This window comes from Streptomyces sp. NPDC058464 (assembly GCF_042721035.1).
Taxonomy (GTDB): Bacteria; Actinomycetota; Actinomycetes; order Streptomycetales; family Streptomycetaceae; genus Streptomyces.
This window is the reverse complement of sequence record NZ_JBHXMA010000026.1, coordinates 20,415-37,715: the sequence shown is the minus strand read 5'-3', so window position 1 is coordinate 37,715 and position 17,301 is coordinate 20,415. Positions and strand designations below refer to the sequence as shown.

16 protein-coding genes are annotated in these 17,301 nt (G+C 69.8%); 12 read left to right on the top strand and 4 right to left on the bottom strand.

The window, feature by feature from the left end; translation table 11 throughout:
- Window positions 1-103: 103 nt before the first annotated feature.
- Genes ACFWPQ_RS30750 through ACFWPQ_RS30725 form a run of 6 tightly spaced genes read left to right on the top strand, consistent with a single transcriptional unit; the run spans window position 104 to window position 6,828 of the window.
- The gene (locus ACFWPQ_RS30750; protein WP_384041798.1) at window positions 104-1,000 is read left to right on the top strand and encodes a proline iminopeptidase-family hydrolase; all 897 of its coding nucleotides are present in this window, start codon (window positions 104-106) and stop codon (window positions 998-1,000) included.
- A gap of 31 nt (window positions 1,001-1,031) precedes the next feature.
- Window positions 1,032-2,771 (top strand): ABC transporter substrate-binding protein, encoded by a 1,740-nt coding sequence (locus tag ACFWPQ_RS30745; protein ID WP_384041795.1) that lies wholly within the window; start codon window positions 1,032-1,034, stop codon window positions 2,769-2,771.
- Window positions 2,768-3,808, top strand: a complete 1,041-nt coding sequence (locus ACFWPQ_RS30740) for an ABC transporter permease (protein ID WP_384041792.1) — start codon at window positions 2,768-2,770, stop codon at window positions 3,806-3,808. The genes ACFWPQ_RS30745 and ACFWPQ_RS30740 overlap by 4 nt, the downstream gene beginning before the upstream one ends.
- 2 nt (window positions 3,809-3,810) lie before the next feature.
- The gene (locus ACFWPQ_RS30735) at window positions 3,811-4,779 is read left to right on the top strand and encodes an ABC transporter permease (protein WP_384042093.1); all 969 of its coding nucleotides are present in this window, start codon (window positions 3,811-3,813) and stop codon (window positions 4,777-4,779) included.
- Window positions 4,772-5,821: an ABC transporter ATP-binding protein gene (locus tag ACFWPQ_RS30730; protein ID WP_384041790.1), complete on the top strand. Its 1,050-nt coding sequence runs from the start codon at window positions 4,772-4,774 to the stop codon at window positions 5,819-5,821. Before ACFWPQ_RS30735 ends, ACFWPQ_RS30730 begins: the two co-directional genes overlap by 8 nt.
- Window positions 5,818-6,828: an ABC transporter ATP-binding protein gene (locus ACFWPQ_RS30725; protein ID WP_384041788.1), complete on the top strand. Its 1,011-nt coding sequence runs from the start codon at window positions 5,818-5,820 to the stop codon at window positions 6,826-6,828. Before ACFWPQ_RS30730 ends, ACFWPQ_RS30725 begins: the two co-directional genes overlap by 4 nt.
- 589 nt (window positions 6,829-7,417) lie before the next feature.
- On the opposite strand, the gene ACFWPQ_RS30720 is transcribed toward ACFWPQ_RS30725, so the two are convergent.
- Both ACFWPQ_RS30720 and ACFWPQ_RS30715 read right to left on the bottom strand, forming a co-directional pair.
- Complete coding sequence (locus ACFWPQ_RS30720; RefSeq protein WP_384041786.1) at window positions 7,418-7,966, bottom strand: TetR/AcrR family transcriptional regulator; 549 nt, start codon at window positions 7,964-7,966, stop codon at window positions 7,418-7,420.
- 25 nt (window positions 7,967-7,991) lie between these two features.
- Window positions 7,992-8,465: a nuclear transport factor 2 family protein gene (locus ACFWPQ_RS30715; protein ID WP_384041783.1), complete on the bottom strand. Its 474-nt coding sequence runs from the start codon at window positions 8,463-8,465 to the stop codon at window positions 7,992-7,994.
- A 558-nt stretch (window positions 8,466-9,023) separates the two neighbouring features.
- Between ACFWPQ_RS30715 and ACFWPQ_RS30710 the strand changes: the two genes are divergently transcribed.
- A complete protein-coding gene (locus ACFWPQ_RS30710; RefSeq protein ID WP_384041780.1) occupies window positions 9,024-9,725 on the top strand; it encodes an NADPH-dependent FMN reductase in 702 nt (233 codons plus the stop codon).
- Between the two features lie 97 nt (window positions 9,726-9,822).
- Here ACFWPQ_RS30710 and ACFWPQ_RS30705 read toward each other — a convergent pair whose 3' ends face one another.
- Window positions 9,823-11,100 carry an MFS transporter gene (locus ACFWPQ_RS30705; protein ID WP_384041778.1) on the bottom strand — a complete coding sequence of 426 codons (1,278 nt, stop codon included), beginning with the start codon at window positions 11,098-11,100 and terminating at the stop codon, window positions 9,823-9,825.
- A 297-nt stretch (window positions 11,101-11,397) separates the two neighbouring features.
- Complete coding sequence (locus tag ACFWPQ_RS30700) at window positions 11,398-12,099, bottom strand: TetR/AcrR family transcriptional regulator (protein WP_384041775.1); 702 nt, start codon at window positions 12,097-12,099, stop codon at window positions 11,398-11,400.
- Between the two features lie 139 nt (window positions 12,100-12,238).
- On the opposite strand from ACFWPQ_RS30700, the gene ACFWPQ_RS30695 reads away from it, so the two are divergent.
- The 5 genes from ACFWPQ_RS30695 to ACFWPQ_RS30675 all read left to right on the top strand — a co-directional run bounded on the left by ACFWPQ_RS30695 (window position 12,239) and on the right by ACFWPQ_RS30675 (window position 17,246).
- Window positions 12,239-13,504, top strand: coding sequence for an acyl-CoA dehydrogenase family protein (locus ACFWPQ_RS30695; RefSeq protein ID WP_384041772.1), 1,266 nt, complete (start codon window positions 12,239-12,241; stop codon window positions 13,502-13,504).
- 139 nt (window positions 13,505-13,643) lie between these two features.
- Window positions 13,644-14,174, top strand: coding sequence for a flavin reductase family protein (locus tag ACFWPQ_RS30690; protein WP_384041770.1), 531 nt, complete (start codon window positions 13,644-13,646; stop codon window positions 14,172-14,174).
- A gap of 167 nt (window positions 14,175-14,341) precedes the next feature.
- The gene (locus ACFWPQ_RS30685) at window positions 14,342-15,208 is read left to right on the top strand and encodes a nuclear transport factor 2 family protein (RefSeq protein ID WP_384041767.1); all 867 of its coding nucleotides are present in this window, start codon (window positions 14,342-14,344) and stop codon (window positions 15,206-15,208) included.
- Window positions 15,209-15,286: 78 nt separating this feature from the next.
- Window positions 15,287-15,802: a nuclear transport factor 2 family protein gene (locus tag ACFWPQ_RS30680; protein ID WP_384041765.1), complete on the top strand. Its 516-nt coding sequence runs from the start codon at window positions 15,287-15,289 to the stop codon at window positions 15,800-15,802.
- A 112-nt stretch (window positions 15,803-15,914) separates the two neighbouring features.
- Window positions 15,915-17,246 (top strand): acyl-CoA dehydrogenase family protein, encoded by a 1,332-nt coding sequence (locus tag ACFWPQ_RS30675; protein WP_384041762.1) that lies wholly within the window; start codon window positions 15,915-15,917, stop codon window positions 17,244-17,246.
- The last annotated feature ends 55 nt before the right edge of the window (window positions 17,247-17,301 follow it).

Below are 17,301 nucleotides of genomic sequence, written 5' to 3'. Positions count from 1 at the left end.
TTGTGGGCTGACCTTTTTCCCCATCACTATCTCACTCATCCGTCACCCCCCAACTTTTTCAGACAGCGGTCGGCTGATTCCGGCCGGTCTGGGAGGCTTCCCCGTGGCGATCCCCGAACCGAACCACACCGGAACCGCCGACTTCAACGGCTATTCCACCTGGTACCGGATCACCGGCGAACCGGGCAGGACACCCCTGGTGGTCCTGCACGGCGGCCCCGGCGCCGGGCACAACTACACCCTCAGCATCGCGGGCATCTCCCGACAGGGCCGCTCCGTGATCCACTACGACCAGCTCGGCACCGGACACTCCACCCATCTGCCCGCCAAGGGCGCCGATTTCTGGACCGTCCAGCTCTTCCTCGACGAACTCGACAACCTGCTCAGGGAACTGGGCATCGCCGACGCGTACCACATCCTCGGTCAGTCCTGGGGCGGCATGCTCGCCGCCGAGCACGCGGTGCGCCGCCCACCCGGGTTGCGAGGTCTGGTCATCGCCAACTCCCCCGCGTCCATGGAGCTGTGGCTCAAGGCGGCGGCCGAACTCCGCGCCGAACTGCCGGAGGAGGTCCAGCGGACCCTGCTCGCCCACGAGGAGGCCGGGACCACGGACCACCCCGACTACCGGGCGGCCGAACAGGTCTTCAACAACCGCCATGTCTGCCGCCTCACCCCCAATCCGCCGGAGGTCCAGGCGACTTGGGACAACATCGAGGCCGACCCGACCGTGTACCACACGATGAACGGCCCGAACGAGTTCCACGTCGTCGGCACCCTCAAGGACTGGTCCGTCATCGACCGGCTGCACCTGGTCGAGGCGCCGACCCTGCTGGTGTCGGGACGGTTCGACGAGGCCACTCCCGAGACCCTCCGCCCCTTCGCCGACCGCATCCCCGATGTGCGCTGGCACATGTTCGAGCATTCGAGCCACATGCCGCACGTCGAGGAGGAGGAGCTCTACCTCCGGGTCGTCGGCGAGTTCCTCGACTCCACCGACTGATCCCCGACCGAGACCGGGAGAGTTCACCACTATGCCTCGCAGCGCCCTGCCGCACCGTGCCAGACGGAGCGCGTTCGCCGCCGCCACCGTCGCGCTCGCCCTGACCGCCGCCGCCTGTTCGTCCTCCGACGACGGCTCCTCCTCCGACCCGAGCAGCTCCACCTCCGGCTCGGGTTCCGCCGCCTTCCAGTCACAGCACAAGGGCGGCACCCTGAAGCTGGTCGCCCACGCGGCGGCGGGCAGCTTCGATCCGCAGGTCAACTACACGCTCCAGTACTGGCAGCTGTACCAGTCGATGTACGACGGACTGCTGGCCTTCAAGAAGGTGAACGGGCAGGAGTCCTTCACCGTCGTCCCGGACCTGGCCACCGCCATGCCGAAGGTCAGCAACGGCGGCAAGACCTACACCTTCACGCTCCGCAAGGGCGTCACCTTCTCCAACGGCAAGGCCCTGACCACCGACGACGTGGTGGCGTCCTTCGAACGGATCTTCAAGGTCTCCAGCCCCACCGCGGGCACCTTCTACAACGGCATCGTCGGCGCCGACGCCTGTCTGAAGACGCCGGCCTCCTGCACGCTGTCCAAGGGCGTGATCGGCGACGCGAAAACGGGCACGGTCACCATCAACCTGACCGCCGCCGACTCGGAGTTCGCGTACAAGCTGGCCGTCCCGCACGCCAGCATCGTCCCGAAGGACTCGTCGGCGAAGGACGCGGGCACCAAGCCGCTCCCGACGACGGGCCCGTACATGGCGGCGTCGTACGACCCCAACCGGGCGCTGAAGCTGGTGCGTAACCCGCACTTCAAGGAATGGTCGCGCGAGGCGCAGCCGCAGGGCTACCCGGACAACATCGACTACACCTTCGGCCAGACGGTCGAGTCGGAGGTGACCGCCGTGGAGAACGGACAGGCGGACTGGATGTACGACCCGCCGCCCGCCGACCGCCTCAACGAGATCGGGACCAAGTACGCCTCCCAGGCGCATGTGAATCCGCTGACCGCGTTCTGGTACGCCACGCTCAACGTCAACATGGCGCCGTTCAACAACAAACTGGCTCGCCAGGCGATCAACTACGCCGTCGACCGGTCCGCCGTCGTCCGGCTGTACGGCGGCACGAACCTCGCCTCCCCCGCCTGCACGATCCTCCCGCCGGGCTTCCCCGGACACGTCGACACGTGCGACTACACCAAGGGCGGCGGCACCACCTGGAAGGCCGCGGACCTCGCCAAGGCCAAGGAGCTGGTGAAGAAGTCCGGTACGGCCGGTCAGGAGGTCGGGATCGTCGTCCAGGACGACGACGTCAACAAATCGATCGGGCAGTACCTCCAGAGCCTGCTCACCCAACTCGGCTACAAGGCGACGCTCAAGCCGCTGTCGGCGAACATCCAGTTCACCTACATCCAGAACACCAAGAACAAGGTGCAGCTGGCCCTCACGTCCTGGTACCAGGACTATCCGGCGGCTTCCGACTTCCTCAACGTCCTGCTGTCCTGCGCCAGTTATCACCCCGGCAGCGACTCCAGCATCAACATCTCCGGGTTCTGCGACAAGGGCGTCGACGCCAGCATGCAGACGGCGATCAAGACCGCGCAGACCGACCAGGCGACCGCGAACAAGCAGTGGGGCGCCATCGACCAGGAGATCATGAGTGAGTCGCCGGTGGTCCCGCTGATCAACCCGAAGCTGATCGACTTCACCTCGACCCGGGTGGGCAACTACCGGTTCAGCAAGCAGTTCTACATGCTGCTCGGGCAACTGTGGGTGAAATGACCCCCGCAGTCGCTCCCGCGGTGAACTCCGTCCCGTCGACCGGGGCCCGGCGCTCGCCGGGCCCCTGGCGGACGGCCGCCGCAGACCTGCTCCGCAACAGGTCGGCGCTGGCCGCCGCCGCGGTCCTGCTCCTCGTCGTGCTGGCGACTCTGTGCGCACCGCTGTACGCGGACCACATCGCCCGCACCGACCCGTTCCAGTCCCATGTCTCCGGCACCACGGTCATCGACGGCAGGACCGTGCCGGTGCTCACCCCGAGCAGCACCGGCCTCGGCCTCGGCGTCACGCCCATCGGCCCGACCTGGGACCCCGCCCACTACTTCCTCGGCGCCGACAACCAGGGCCGCGACGTCATGGCCCGCCTGCTGTACGGCGGCCGCACGAGCCTGTTCATCGGGGTGACGGCGGCCCTGCTGTCCTGTGCCGTCGGGACGGCCGTCGGTGTGGTCGCCGGGTACGCGGGCGGGGTGGTGGACTCGGTCATCTCCCGGATCCTGGACGTCATCTGGGCGTTCCCGGTGTACCTGCTGGCGATCTGTCTGTCGGTGGTCCTGCTCACGAACGGCCTCAAGCTGGGCCCTGTCACCGTGGAGGCCGGCAGCCTCTGGCTGCCGATCACGATCATCGCGGCGATCTATGTGCCGTACATCGCGAGGCCGTTGCGCGGTCAGGTGCTGGTGCTGCGGAACAAGGAGTACATCCAGGCGGCCATCGGCTCCGGCGCCCCCACCCTGCGCATCCTGCGCCGCGAGGTGCTGCCGAACGTCGTCCCCACAGCCATCGTCTTCGTGCCGCTGATGACCGCGCTGGCCATGCTGACCGAGTCGGCGCTGTCCTTCCTGTCGGTGGGTGTCCAGCCCCCCGACGCCAGCTGGGGCACGATCATCCAGGACGGTCTGGGACTGCTCTACACCCGTCCCACCGTGACCATCGCCCCCGGTCTGCTGATCGCGCTGACCACGGCCGCGCTCAACGTCCTCGGCGACGGGGTGCGCGACGCCCTCGACCCGGGCGCCCGGCTGCGCGGAGGGGTGTGACCATGCTCGCCTTCGCCCTCAAACGCTTCGGCTCGGCCCTGCTGGTGATGTTCGCGATCAGTGTGATGGTGTTCCTGATCTTCTTCGCCACCCCGGGCGTCGACCCGGCGGCCCGGATCGCGGGCCGCAACGCGGACGCGGCCACCCTCGCCCAGGTGCGGCACTCCTTCGGCCTCGACCGGCCGCTGCCCGTCCGCTATCTGCTGATGATGCGGCACCTGCTGATCGACCGGGACCTTGAGTCGTTCGTCAACCGCGGCTCCAAGGTCATCCCGCAGATCGTGCAGGCCACCCCGGTCACCCTCTCCCTGGTCGTCGGCGCGGCCCTGATCTGGATGACGGCCGGGATCCTCATGGGCACGGCGGCGGCGACCCTGCGCGGCAGGGCCGCCGACCCGCTGATCATGCTGGTCGGTGTCGTCGGCGTCTCCCTCCCCGCCTACTGGCTCGGCGAGGTCGTCAACCTCCTCACCCAGAAGCAGTTCCACGACTCCCTCTTCTCCTGGGTGCCGCCACCCGGCTACGTCGGCCTGGGCCAGGACCCCGGCCAGTGGGCGCTGCACATGCTCTTCCCCTGGCTGACCCTGGCCCTGCTCTACGCCGGGATCTACGCCCGGCTGCTGCGCGGCGAGGTCGTCACCGCGCTCGGCGAGGACTACGTCCGCACCGCCCGCGCCAAGGGCCTCTCGGAACGGCGGATCCTGCTCCGGCACGCGCTGCGCTGCTCCCTGATCCCGATCGTCTCGCTGTTCGGCCTGGACTTCGGCGCGCTCGTCGGCGGGGCCGCGCTGCTGACCGAGGTGGTCTTCGGACTGCCCGGCATCGGCAAGCTCACCTACGACGCCCTCCAGAACCTCGACCTGCCGGTGATCATGGGGACCGTCCTGTACGCGGCGTTCTTCGTGGTCCTCGCCAACGCCCTGGTGGACATCCTGTACGCGCGACTCGACCCGAGGGCCCGCCATGCCTGATCCCCTGCTGGACGTACGAGACCTGCGGGTGCGGTTCCGCACCCGCCAAGGCCTGGTCACCGCCGTCGACGGACTCTCCTTCGCCGTCGCGCCCGGCGAGGTCCTGGGCGTGGTGGGCGAGTCGGGCTCGGGCAAGAGCGTGTCGATGCTGGCCGTACTGCGGCTGCTCACCCACCCGAACGTCACCGTGTCGGGCGAAGTCCGCTTCCGGGGACGGGACTTGCTGACGCTGCCCGCCAAGGAGATGCGGGCGGTGCGCGGCCGGGAGATCGCCATGGTCTTCCAGGACCCGATGACCGCCCTGACCCCCGTCTACACCGTGGGCTGGCAGATCGCCGAACAGATCCGGGCGCACGAGAAGGTCTCCCGCAAGGAGGCCGGGGCCCGCGCGGTACGGCTGCTCTCCGACGTCGGCATCCCCGACGCGGCCTCCCGGGCGCACGCCTATCCGCACGAGTTCTCCGGCGGCATGCGCCAGCGCGCGGTCATCGCGATGGCCCTCTCCTGCGACCCCGCGCTGCTGATCGCCGACGAGCCGACCACGGCGCTGGACGTCACCGTCCAGGCGCAGATCCTCGATCTGATGCGGGAGTTGAACGCCCGCGGCTCGGCGATGGTGCTCATCACCCATGACATGGGCGTGGTCTCGCAGATCGCCGACCGGGTCCTCGTCATGTACGGCGGCCGGGCGGCCGAGGAGGGCCCGCGGCGGGCGGTGTTCCACGGCCCGCGGCACCCGTACACCTGGGGCCTGCTGGACTCGGTGCCCCGCGTGGGCGGCCCCCGGCTGCGCCGGCTGCCCACCATCGCGGGCGTGCCGGTCTCGCCCGGCGCCCTTCCGGAGGGCTGCGCGTTCGCCCCGCGCTGCCGACTCCGCCACGACCGGTGCGCGGAGCGGCCCGTGCTGACCCCCGGCGGCGAGGACGCCTCGCACCTGGACGCCTGCTGGCTCGCACCGGACGACCGCGCGGGACTGCGGCTGACCGCACCAGCGGCCGACGGGAAGCAAGGCAGGGACCAGGACACGGAGGTGGCGTCGTGACGACAGCGCAAGACGGTACGACCGTCCCCGCGCACGACGTACTGCTGCGCGCCACGGACATCACCAAGCACTACCCCCTCCGGGGCGCGCGCCGGGTCCTGCGCGCCGTCGACGGTGTCTCCCTGGAGGTGCGCGGCGGCGAGACCCTCGGTGTCGTCGGCGAGTCGGGCTGCGGCAAGTCCACGCTGGCCCGCTGTCTTGTCCGGCTCACCGGACTCACCGGCGGGCGGGTCGAGTTCGACGGGCAGGACATCTCCACCCTCTCCACGCGCCGCCTGCGCCCGGTGCGGCCGGGCATGCAACTGGTCTTCCAGGACCCGCAGGCCTCCCTCAACCCCCGCCGCCGCGCCGGGGACATCGTCGCCGAGCCGCTGCTCGTACACCGGTACGGCGACGCGGGCGCGGTGCGCCGGCGGGTCGCCGAGCTCTTCGACGTCGTAGGACTGGCGACGGCGCATCTGGACCGGTATCCGCACGAGTTCTCCGGCGGCCAGCGCCAGCGCATCGGCATCGCGCGGGCCCTGGCCACCAGCCCGAAGCTGATCGTCGCCGACGAACCGGTGTCCGCGCTAGACGTGTCGATCCAGGCCCAGGTGCTGAACCTGTTCGCCGACCTCCAGGAGGAGTTCGCCCTCACCTACGTCTTCATCGCGCACGACCTCGGAGTCGTACGGCACGTGTCGGACCGGATCGCTGTCATGTACCTCGGCGAGATCGTCGAACTCGCCGAGACGGAGGCGCTGTACACGGCCCCCGCGCACCCGTACACCCAGGCCCTGCTGTCGGCGGTCCCGGACATCGACGACGGCACGCTCGCGGACGACGGGCCGCCCCGGGAACGGATCGTCCTGACCGGGGAGGTGCCCAACCCGGTGGACAAACCCACAGGTTGCCCGTTCCGCACCCGCTGCCCCTACGCCCAGGAGCGGTGCGCGGCGGAACGCCCGCGGCTCGCGCCGGGCGCCGCCGGCCGCCAGGTGGCCTGCCACTTCCCGCTGGCCGGCTGAATGGAGCGATGGCCGCGAGCAGGGACACCAGGGCGATGAGCTGCTCCTCGTCGTGGTGCCTGGCGGCCATCGCGCGGACCTCGTCCGGGGCTTCGGTCCCGTCGGCGATGCGGATACCCTCCCGAGTGGCCCTTCAGCCGCCGTTGGTGACCACTGTCTTCACCTGGGTCCAGTCCTCCAGGTAGTCGGGGCCCATGGAGTGGTGTGCATCGTGAAGTTGCTGGTCACGGGTCTGGTGTGAGGGCCGGGAGAGCTACTCGCGCTAGTCGCCGGCCGAAGTCCACGGCGAAGATCGTCTGACATGTCGTTCGGGGCCGTCTTCGGGTTCTGCTGCACCGCTCTTACGATCCGTGGCCGGGCAGGTACGCCGGGAGAGCGTGGGAGGGTGCGGGGATGCAGGAGCTGGAGCGGATCACGGCTCGCCGGAGTGAACTGGGCACGTCGCTGCGGAGTTGGCCAAGCAGCTGCAGGAGGTCCAGGCCGAGCGGGAGAAGCTCGTGATCGCTTGGGCGATGAAGCCGAGTCCCACCGGTCGAGCCGGCGTACGAGGAAGAATCGGGGCCGTCGTCGCCGAACTGCCGGTGTCGGGTCATCGAGCGGTGAGGACGTGCGCCCACGGCTCATCGATGTCGGCCAGGCCCAGCACGGCGACCACGTTGTCGAGCATTCCGGCGCCGAACCAGCGCCGCACGGCGTCGTCGTCGCCCAGCAGCTGCCGAACGGTGTCGACCTGCTTGGCGTAGCACCGGCGCACGGCCTGTGCCACCAGCGGCTCGCCGACGGCACAGTTCGCGTGCATGAGGAAACGCAGGATGTTCCGGTCCGCGACGAGCGCGGCGTAGGCGCCGCGTGCGGCATCCAACGCCGCCTCGGGCGCCAACCTCGTCCCGCCCGACGCCGGCGAGTGCGCGACCAGCGTGTCGGTCATGACGACGGACACGTGGTCGACCGCCGCTGCGAACAGCGCTTCTTTGTTCGGGTACAGGCGGTAGAGGTACGGCTGAGAGACGCCGACCCACGCTGCGATCTCGTGCGTCGTCGTACCGTAGAAACCTTTTTGCGCGAAGCAGTCGACCGCGGCGGCCATGATGGCCCGGCGTCGTTCGTCGCTCTTCGTGCTGGTACCGGCGGCAGGCATGGGCGTCAGTCAAACACGGCTCCCCTCAGCCCCCAAAAGTCACGCTGAGGTCGGAGTCGGACGGCACGTCGTCGGGCGTGAGCGCCTCGATCGCCACCAGTGGGTTCCAGTAGTCCAGGTAGTGGGTGATGCGCCCGTCGTCATCGGTCCGCACGACGGAGATGCACGTCTGCTCGTACGGCTTGCCGGTCGGCAGCGCCGTGCCCTTCGAGCGGAATTCAGCGATCACCAGACTCGGATCGACCGTGTCATGGAACACCAGGTCGACGAACTCCACGTCGAAGGTCTCGGGAAAGTTGCTCATGTGCGCGCGCAGTGCCTCTCGCCCCGTCACCCGCTGGGGGACGCCGGCCGGCGCGTACGGGAACTCGAGCACCGCGTCCGGGGCGAACAGCTCCACCCATTCGTCGGTGCGTCCTGCGGCGGTAAGGCGCAGGTGCTCGGCCAGGGCGTGCTGGGCAGCGGTGCGGCGGCTGGCGTCGTCTTCCTTGCCTGTCATCTTCACTCCTACGTTAGTGGTCGACCTATAACCTACCACGGCGGCAGCCGTTGCGGGTAGGCGAGCAGGAGGTGACGCCAGGGGATCCCGGTCCGGTTCACGTTGAGGATCGCGTCCAGAAGACGCCCTCTCGGCGGCGGGGGGCTTGTAGCGGCTCCGCTCGACCAGTGGAAGGCGGTGCGTGAGGCGGCGTGGCTGTCCGGCGGAAGCCTGAGTGCGCAGACTCCTTTACTCGGCTGAGTACGCTGGACACTGACCTCGAAGAACGACCCGGCGCACACCGCTCAGTGGCTCCACAACTGGGGGTCAAGGGGTCGCAGGTTCAAATCCTGTCGTCCCGACCAGCTTTGATGCAGGTCGGAAGCCGTTCTCTCATACAGGGGAGAACGGCTTTTCGCGTTCCTGGGGTCTGCCGGCCGGCTTTCCGTCCGGCCCGCGAACTGGCCGCCTCGTCGGATATCCGTACCTCTCCGTGTGGGTTCGGCCGGCCTTGACAAGCATACTGAACTGAACGGTACAGTTCATGTAATCCATCGTCTCGCTCAGCAGGGAGAGCCCATGTCCGAGCCCGCTGTCCGCAGGGAACCGCCGACCCCTCCGTCGATGCCTCCACGACTGCAGGTCATCGTGGGCAGCACCCGGCCGGGCCGACTGGCGCTGCCGATCGCGGCATGGGCGGCGGAGGCGGCCCGGAAGCACGGCGGCTTCGAGGTGGAGTTGGTCGATCTCGCCGACTACGGCCTCCCGCTCCTCGACGAACCGGGCCACCCCCGGGCGGGCCGCTACGAGCACGAGCACACGCGACGCTGGAGCGCGAAGATCAAGGAGGCGGACGCCTTCGTCTTCGTGACCCCGGAGTACAACTACGGCCCCTCGGTCAGCCTGCTCAACGCCGTGGACTACCTTCACAACGAGTGGATGTACGCACCGGTCGGCTTCGTCAGCTACGGCGGAATCGCCGGCGGTCTGCGCTCGGTGCAGGTGATGAAGCAGATCGTCACGACCGTACGCATGATGCCGGTCCCGGAAGGGGTCGCAGTGCCCTTCGTCATGCAGCACATCGAGGACGGGGTGTTCACCCCGCCCCCGCCCGTCGCCGGGTCCGTCGGGCCCATGCTCGCGGAACTCGCCCGCTGGGCGAACGTGCTCCGCCCGCTGCGGACGTCCCCGCCGCCTCCCCCGCCTCCGCTGCCCGGACCTCCGGCGGCCCTGCCGGGGTCGGCACCTGCGCCCGGCCCGCAGACGGTGAGCGCCTCGTAGCCCAGACCCCCGGCTTCGACGGCGAGATGTTGCCCGCGCCGACACCCGGCGCGGGCAACAGGCGTGCGCGCAGGCCCGGACGTCCGCCGGGCGGACGTCAGCCCGCTTCCGACCGTGCCTCGTCCGCGACCGCCGGCTCGCCCTTCGCGCCGACCGGATACCGCGGGAGCAGGAAGACGAGGGCCACAGTGAGGACACTCACCATGGTCAGGGTGATCAGCGGACCCTGGTAACTGCCCGTGGCCTCGGCTGTCCGCTGCACCACCACCGGGGACAGTCCGACGCCGAAGAGGGCCACGACACCCAGCGTCGTGCCCTGTATCTGCGCGAAGGCGCGCAGGCCGAAGTAGCGGGCCACGAGATACGGCCCGACCGAGGACTCGGCGCCCATCACCATGCCGAGCAGCCCCATGGCCAGAAGCAGGGCCCAGGTGCCGCCCCGGGCGGCGAAGATCGCGAGCATGCCTGCCACGAGGCACGCGACGAACGGCGCGAAGGCGCGTGCGCTCCTCGACCGGTCCATGGCGACTCCGGCGAGGAACTGGCCGCCGATCGAGGACAGGAGCAGCACGGACAACGACAGAGCGACGACCGTCGCCGAATAGCCGCGGTCGCCGAACAGGGAGACTGCGTTGAGCCGCACACTCATCGCCACCGCCGCGATCAGCACCATGGCTCCCGCCGTGAGCAACCAGCCCGGGGAGCGCAACGCAGCGCCGAGAGGCATGCCGGGCAGTTCTTCCGCCCCTGGTACGGCCTTCCCCGCACTGTCGCTCTCACGGGCCCGCGGCGGGTCGGAGAGCAGGAAGTACTGGGCGGGGAAGACGATCACGAGGATGCACAGGGCGAGCAGGAGGTAGGTCTGGCGCCAGCCGAGCCCGTCGACGGACAGCTGGCACAGCGGGGACAGGACCGCTGCGCCCAGGCTGGTGGCGGCACCGATGAACAGCGAGTAGCCCGACCCCCGGTGATGGGGGAACCACTCCGCGACGACCTTGTAGAACACGCCCATGATGGCGATGTAGCCGCAGACGGTGGCGGCGAACAGCGGCAACAGCAGCAGCACGGTGTCGCCGCCGGCGAGGGCGGTCGCCGCGGTGAAGAGGGCGTACAGCGCAGCGCCCGGCACCGCGACGGCACGGGCACCCCAGCGGTCGACCCAGCGGCCGGCCAGCGGCAGGACGATCGGGGCGGCGACGGTCGGGATGTTGAAGACGGTCAGCGTCTGCGACTGCGACCAGCCGAAGTCCCGGGAGACGGGCCCGACGAAGAACGTGATCGTGGAATTGAGGGCGGCCGGGCTCAGGGCCATGGCCAGCGCGCAGGCGATCGCGGCCCGCCATGCGGGCGTGGGGTAACCCCGCAGGGAGGTCACGTACTCACGGAGGGAGCCCGCGGTGTGCTGTGCCGGCCTGTCGGGTGCCGGTGTCGGTGTCGGTGTCGTGGGGTCGCCATGAGGGTTCGGGGACATCGTCGTCCTTCCGCACGCGAGGGGTGACGCACGCCCGCCATACGGTCCGGGGGCGGTGCGGATGCGCAGAAGGGCTGCGCTACGGCACCTGGCGGCGTCGATCGATGCCGCACTGTACGGTCCAGTTCATATGGCGGGTCAAGAGGTCTGCGTACCTCACGGAAAGTTCTCGGGCGCCGCCCCGCCGGCGCCCGAGTGCGGTCAGGACGACGAGCGGGGCGCCCAGGAGAAGACGTCGCCGGCGCCGTCGGGGACCTTCGGCAGATCGCCGGCATCTCCGTTGCGCAGAGCCCGCAGGAAGACGACCGCCGTCCAGCGGGCCAGTGCCTCCAGGAACGCGGCGTCGCGTCCGCCGCCCATGCCGAGCAGTGCGTCCATCTGCACACCGGCCGCCGCCATCCGGATGAACAGCCCGGCGTACGCCTCGGGGTCCGGCAGGGCGTACCCGCGCCGGACGGCGTCCTCGCGGAGGGTCGTGGCCACCACGTCGACGACGTGCGGCACGCCCAGGGAGCGTACGGTCTCGACCAGTTCCGGATACCGGGCCGACTCGGCGGCCATGACGCGGACGAAGGACAGGTACTGCGGGGCGCTGGTGGCCTCCAGGACCTTGAAGAAGATGTGGGTGAGCCGGTCCTCGGGGTCGTCCGCGGAGGCGAGTACGACCCGGTCGAGGTCCAGGTCCAGGGACGTGCCGGCGCGTTCGGTCACGGCGCGGAAGAGCTCCAGCTTGTCGCCGAAGTGGGCGTAGACGGTCGTCTTGGAGATGCCTGCGCGGGCCGCCACGGCGTCCATCGAGGTCCGGTCGAAGCCGCCGGACATGAACAGCTCGACGGCCGCGTCGAGCGCGGCCTCCCGCTTGCTGCGGGGCGCCTTCTTCGGGGGGTGCGCCTGTTCAGTCATCTCGCTCCTCGTCACAGCCCTGTTCCTGCCTGTTGACCACGGACTGGACTCTACCGTACGGTCCAACTGTACTGAACGGTTCAGTGCAATCCCGCTGTGGACGGCGGTGTCCCGTTCCTCCGTCCCGAAGGAGCCATCCATGAGCAAGCAGCCCCCGCCCGCCGCCGGAACCGAATCGGAGTTCCTCAGCGACGTCGGCCGACGTGTTCGGGACGAGTCGCTGGCCCTGGTTCCCCTGCTGCGGAAGAACGCGCGGGAAGGCGAGGCCCTCGGCGCCCTGCCGCCCGAGACGCTCCGGGCGATGCACGAGGCGGGCGTCTTCAAGATCTGTCTGCCGGTCGAGCTGGGCGGGTACGCGCTCGGGGCCCGCGACACCGTGGAGATCGTCGCGGCGCTCGGCGAGGGCGACGGTTCGGCGGCCTGGACGGTGTTCGTGGCCGGCGGCATCCGCAACCTCCTCGGATTCCCCGAGCAGACCGTCGAGGAGGTGTTCAAGGAGATCGACACCTGGGTCGGCCCGCTCGCCGTGGGCGCCTCGGTGTTCTCCACCAGCGTGGGATCCGCCCGCCGTACGGACGGCGGCTGGCTGGTCTCCGGGACGTGGGCGTTCGGCAGCGGGTGCAAGCACGCGGCCTGGGCGGCCGTCGGTGTGGGCTACGAGGACGCCGAGGGCCGACCGCGTCGGGGGATGGCCCTGCTGCAGCGCGAGCAGTTCACGATCTTGGACGACTGGAAGGTGATGGGCCTTCAGGGCACCTCCAGCAACAGCGTCACCGTCCAGGAGGAGACCTTCGTCCCCGACCACCGCTTCGTCGACCTCGCCGACTTCCCCGCGGTGATGGACGGTGTGCAGCGGCGCTACTCCGGCATCGGCTTCCGCAACGGCACACGCGGGCTGATGCTCATCACCTGCCTCAGCAATGTCGCCATCGCGCTCGGCATGGCCCGCGGCACGCTGGAGTGCTTCGTCGAACAGGCGAAGGCCCGCAAACCCTTCAACGTGCCCTACCCGAGCGTCGCGGACATGCCCTCCACCCAGGTGGCGGCCGGCACCGCCCGCGCGATGATCAACCTCGCCGGGAACACGATCCTGCGCCACGCCGACGAGGTGGACCGCCGCGCCCTGGCCGGCACGGACTTCACGGCCGACGAGGAGACCGAGATCACCATGGACCTCGTCTACGCGGTGAAACTGTGCGCTGAGGCGATCGACCGGCTCCAGCTCACCCTGGGGTCCTCTTCGGTCAGCCTGAAGAACCCCGTCCAGCGCTTCGCCCGTGACGTGCGCGTCCTCGCCACGCACGGTGCGATCCGCTTCGACCCGCTGGCGGAGATCAGCGGCCGCCAGACCCTCGGTCTCGGACCGTTCCCGATGTTCGCCGGCGGCGTGCCCCAGGTGGGCTGAGCCTCTCCGGCGTCCCCTGACGGGTCGGACACCCCCCGTTGCGGCCGGTGTTCCGCCCCGTGCCGTACCAGGCCGTACCAGGCCGTACCAGAAAGGACTGATGACCTTGCGCAGCCAACCTCACGCTTCTCACGGGGCCGTGGGCCGTGGGCCGCGGCCCGATCCCGCGACCGCGCTGGACACCCGGACCCTGCGGGAGGCGTTCGGCTGCTTCCCCAGCGGAGTGACCGCCGTGTGCGGAATGGCCGACGGCCGACCCACCGGCATGGCGGTCAGTTCCTTCACCTCCGTGTCGCTGGAGCCGCCGCTGGTGTCGGTGTGCCTGCAACTCTCCTCCAGGACCTGGCCGCGGCTGCGGGAGTCGCCGCGGCTGGGGCTGAGCGTGCTGGGTGAGGAGCAGGGATCGGTGTGCCGGGCCCTGGCCGGCCCGGAGGAGGAGCGGTTCGCCGAGGTGGGCTGGGAGAGCGACGACGGGGCGGTGTTCCTCCACGGCGCGGTCACCTGGTACTCCTGCACCCTGCGCGCCGAAGTGCCGGCGGGCGACCACAGCATCGCGCTGCTGCAGATCGACCGGCTGTGGACACGGCCCGCGTCCGAGCCCCTGGTCTTCCACGGCAGCCGCTTCCGGCGGCTGGAGAACCACGGGCGGGCCGCGGAGCCCGCCGCCTGACCGCCGACCGCAGGCCGCCCGGATCCGTGGAGGTGGGGCCGTGCCCGCGGGTTGACTTGGACTGAACCGTACAGTTCAGTAGATGGAGCGCGCCAGGCGCGATGCCCGAAAAGTTCAGTCGACGTCCCGCTCCGCACGGGCGGACCACGGAAGGAGGCCTCAGTCCCATGGCCCCTGCACCAGACCACGGGAGCAACTCCGGCAAGCCGCTGATCACCGGCTTCCTCGGCGACGTGTTCGCGGCACGCAACGCCGACGCGGTCGCCGACTACGTCACCGCCGACCTCGTCCAGCACGGCGCCGATCTCCCGGACGGCGCGGACGCGTTCGCCGCGTTCCTGCGCGAGGAGTTCGAGCGCGAGCAGGGCCGTCCGGCCGAGCCCCGAGAGCCCGCGTTCGTCGTCGCCGAGGACGACCTGGTCTGCGTCTGCCACTACCTGCCGCAACCGGATCCCGACAATCCCGGAACCCTCTTCGACCACTACGCGTTCACCACGTACCGCGTCCGCGACGGCCGCATCACGGAACGCTGGCCGTCACTCAACAAGATCGCCCCGCCCCGGCTCCCCGAGCCCGGCACACCGTCCCGCGCGGTCACCGTCGACGACGCCCCCGACAACGACCCCGAGGCGAACAAACGCCTGGTGCTCGACTTCTACCGCTGCGTGTTCGACGCGCAGAACCCGGATGCCGTCGCGGACTTCGTCGCCGAGGACTACCACCAGCACGTCTCCCACTACCCGGCCGGCCGGTCCGGACTCCGGGCATTCGTCCGCGGCCTCTTCCCCGACGGCCCGGTCCCGACTCCGCCCGAGATGAGCAACCCTCCGGTGCTACTCCTCGCGGAGGGCGACATGGTGGTGTTCGCCGGACTCTTCCCCCAGCCGGAGCCCGACGGCAGCGGCGCCCTGTACCCGTACTTCGTCTACGACGCCTACCGGGTACGCGGAAAGCGGCTCGCCGAGCACTGGAGCGGCACCACCAAGACCGCTCCCCCCAAGCGCCCGGGCCCGCCGCCCGCCCCCGCTTCCTGAGAGCCGAACGGGCACCTTATCCCGGGCCTGCCTGCCCCCTGTTTCCCGATTGTCCAGACCCAAGGAGCCGATCCGCGCATGAACGACTTCAGCGTCATCGACGGCGTCGCACACATCAACGATCCCGAGCTGTACGGGACCTGGCTCGACCGCGAGGACTACAAGGCCGCCGTCGCACAGGCCGACACACCCGAACGGACCGCCGTCAAGCGACTGTTGATCGACTTCGAGGCGGATCTCGCCCGCATGGTGCGCGACGACACGGTGCAGGAGAACGTCGCCGACGTCATGAAGCGCTACATCGTCGAGGACTACGTCCAGCACGACCCCAACGCGCCCGGCAACGGCCTGGACAACCTCATCGAGCACTTCCGCCACGTCCCGACTGGCAACGGCACCCCGCCCCCGGTGGTGAGCGTGGTCCTGGAGGGCGATCTGGCGTGCGTGATGCTGAAGGAGCCGACGCCGGACCCGACGAGCCCGGGCAAGACGTACGACTGGTACATCCTGACGGTGTTCCGGGTGCGTGACGGCAAGCTCGCCGAACACTGGAGCGCCTTCCGGAAGATGGCTGCGCCGCTGCCGCAGAGCTGAGAAGCGATCCCGGCCCGACCACAGACCGTCGCTGCAGCTCGCGTCCCCCTCCCTCCCACGCGCCGCGCCGAACGCGTACGGCGATGCCCAGGAATGAAGAAAGAGAACTGAGATGACCATGACGTTGCCCAAAGTGAGCAGGTTCCCCGAATCGCCCTATCTGAGCGAAGAGGGACGGCGCATGCGCGACGCGGTGCGCGCGGCGGCGCCGGGCCTTGCCGAACGCGCCCGCGAGGGCGAGTTGCTGGGCACGCTCACGCCCGAGACGGTCTCGGTGCTGCACGAGATAGGGGTGTTCCGCATCACCGTCCCGGTGGAGCTGGGCGGGTTCGCGCTCGGCGCCCGTGACACCGCGGAGGTCGTGCGTGAACTCGGACGCGCCGACGCGTCGGCCGGCTGGACGGCCATCGTCTCCAGTGCGTCCCGGATGGCGCTCGCCTTCGACGACCGAGTGAGGGACGAGGTCTTCGCCGACATCGAGACCTGGCGGGGACCGCTCCTGTTCGGCGCCACCGTCTTCGCGCCGAAGGTCGGCGACGGACGCAAGGTCGAGGGCGGCTGGATGGTGAAGGGCCGCTGGGCGTTCGGCAGCAGCTGCAAGATCGCGAAGTGGGGCTCGGTCGGATTCGAGTACGACGACCTCGAGACCGGCGAACGGCGTCGTGCGATGGGGCTCCTCTCCCAGGACCAGTACACGATCGTCGACGACTGGAAGGTCATGGGCCTGAGCGCCACGTCGAGCAACAGTGTGCAGGCCCACGAGGAGGTGTTCATCCCCGAGTACCGGGTCATCCACACGATGGACATGATCGTGCGGACGGACGCGCTCCGCGGCAAGTACCAGGGACTCGGGTTCATGCACTCCGCGACCGGAACCATGGTCGCCACGACGACGGCCTTCGCGGCGCTCGCGCTGGGCATGACCGAGGGCGCTCTGGCCGCCTTCGTCGAACAGGCCGCCAAGCGGCCGCCGTTCAACCTGCCGTATCCGAACATGGCGGCCATGGCCTCGACGCAGGTCGTGGCGGGGAAGGCGAGGGCCGTCATCAACACGGCTGCGGCGGTCATCGAGCGGCAGACGGACGAGATCGACCGGCGCGCGCTGGCGGGCGAGGACTTCCACCCGTGGGACGAACCCGAGATCACGATGGACCTCGTCCACCAGATCCACGCCTGCCTGCAGGTGATCGACGGGCTGCAACTGGCACTCGGTTCCTCGACCGTCGGCCTGAACAACCCGATCCAGCGTTTCGTCCGGGACGTGCACGTGCTGGCGACCCACGGGGCGTTCCGGATCGACCCGATGGCGGAGATCAACGGCCGGGACATCTTCGGCCTCGAGCCGTTCCCGGTGATTGCCGCGCTCAGCTCGCCGCCTCCCGCGAAGATGCCTCCGCCCCCGGCCAGCGGCAACTTCCCCGGCCCGGTGCCGCGCCCCGCATGACCCCCCGGAGGACCACACAGCTCCACCCGGTCGAACACCGGCGCGAGGCCGGCCC

What these genes read in the sequence shown, in the direction of transcription:
- ACFWPQ_RS30695 (WP_384041772.1), top strand. Translation starts at nt 12,239, where the DNA reads ATGAGCAAGCAGCCCCCGCCCGCCGCCGGAACCGAATCGGAGTTCCTC.
- ACFWPQ_RS30735 (WP_384042093.1), top strand. Translation starts at nt 3,811, where the DNA reads ATGCTCGCCTTCGCCCTCAAACGCTTCGGCTCGGCCCTGCTGGTGATG.
- ACFWPQ_RS30720 (WP_384041786.1), bottom strand. Translation starts at nt 7,966, where the DNA reads ATGCCTGCCGCCGGTACCAGCACGAAGAGCGACGAACGACGCCGGGCC.
- ACFWPQ_RS30715 (WP_384041783.1), bottom strand. Translation starts at nt 8,465, where the DNA reads ATGACAGGCAAGGAAGACGACGCCAGCCGCCGCACCGCTGCCCAGCAC.
- ACFWPQ_RS30680 (WP_384041765.1), top strand. Translation starts at nt 15,287, where the DNA reads ATGAACGACTTCAGCGTCATCGACGGCGTCGCACACATCAACGATCCC.
- ACFWPQ_RS30745 (WP_384041795.1), top strand. Translation starts at nt 1,032, where the DNA reads ATGCCTCGCAGCGCCCTGCCGCACCGTGCCAGACGGAGCGCGTTCGCC.
- ACFWPQ_RS30730 (WP_384041790.1), top strand. Translation starts at nt 4,772, where the DNA reads ATGCCTGATCCCCTGCTGGACGTACGAGACCTGCGGGTGCGGTTCCGC.
- ACFWPQ_RS30740 (WP_384041792.1), top strand. Translation starts at nt 2,768, where the DNA reads ATGACCCCCGCAGTCGCTCCCGCGGTGAACTCCGTCCCGTCGACCGGG.
- ACFWPQ_RS30710 (WP_384041780.1), top strand. Translation starts at nt 9,024, where the DNA reads ATGTCCGAGCCCGCTGTCCGCAGGGAACCGCCGACCCCTCCGTCGATG.
- ACFWPQ_RS30700 (WP_384041775.1), bottom strand. Translation starts at nt 12,099, where the DNA reads ATGACTGAACAGGCGCACCCCCCGAAGAAGGCGCCCCGCAGCAAGCGG.
- ACFWPQ_RS30675 (WP_384041762.1), top strand. Translation starts at nt 15,915, where the DNA reads ATGACCATGACGTTGCCCAAAGTGAGCAGGTTCCCCGAATCGCCCTAT.
- ACFWPQ_RS30685 (WP_384041767.1), top strand. Translation starts at nt 14,342, where the DNA reads ATGGCCCCTGCACCAGACCACGGGAGCAACTCCGGCAAGCCGCTGATC.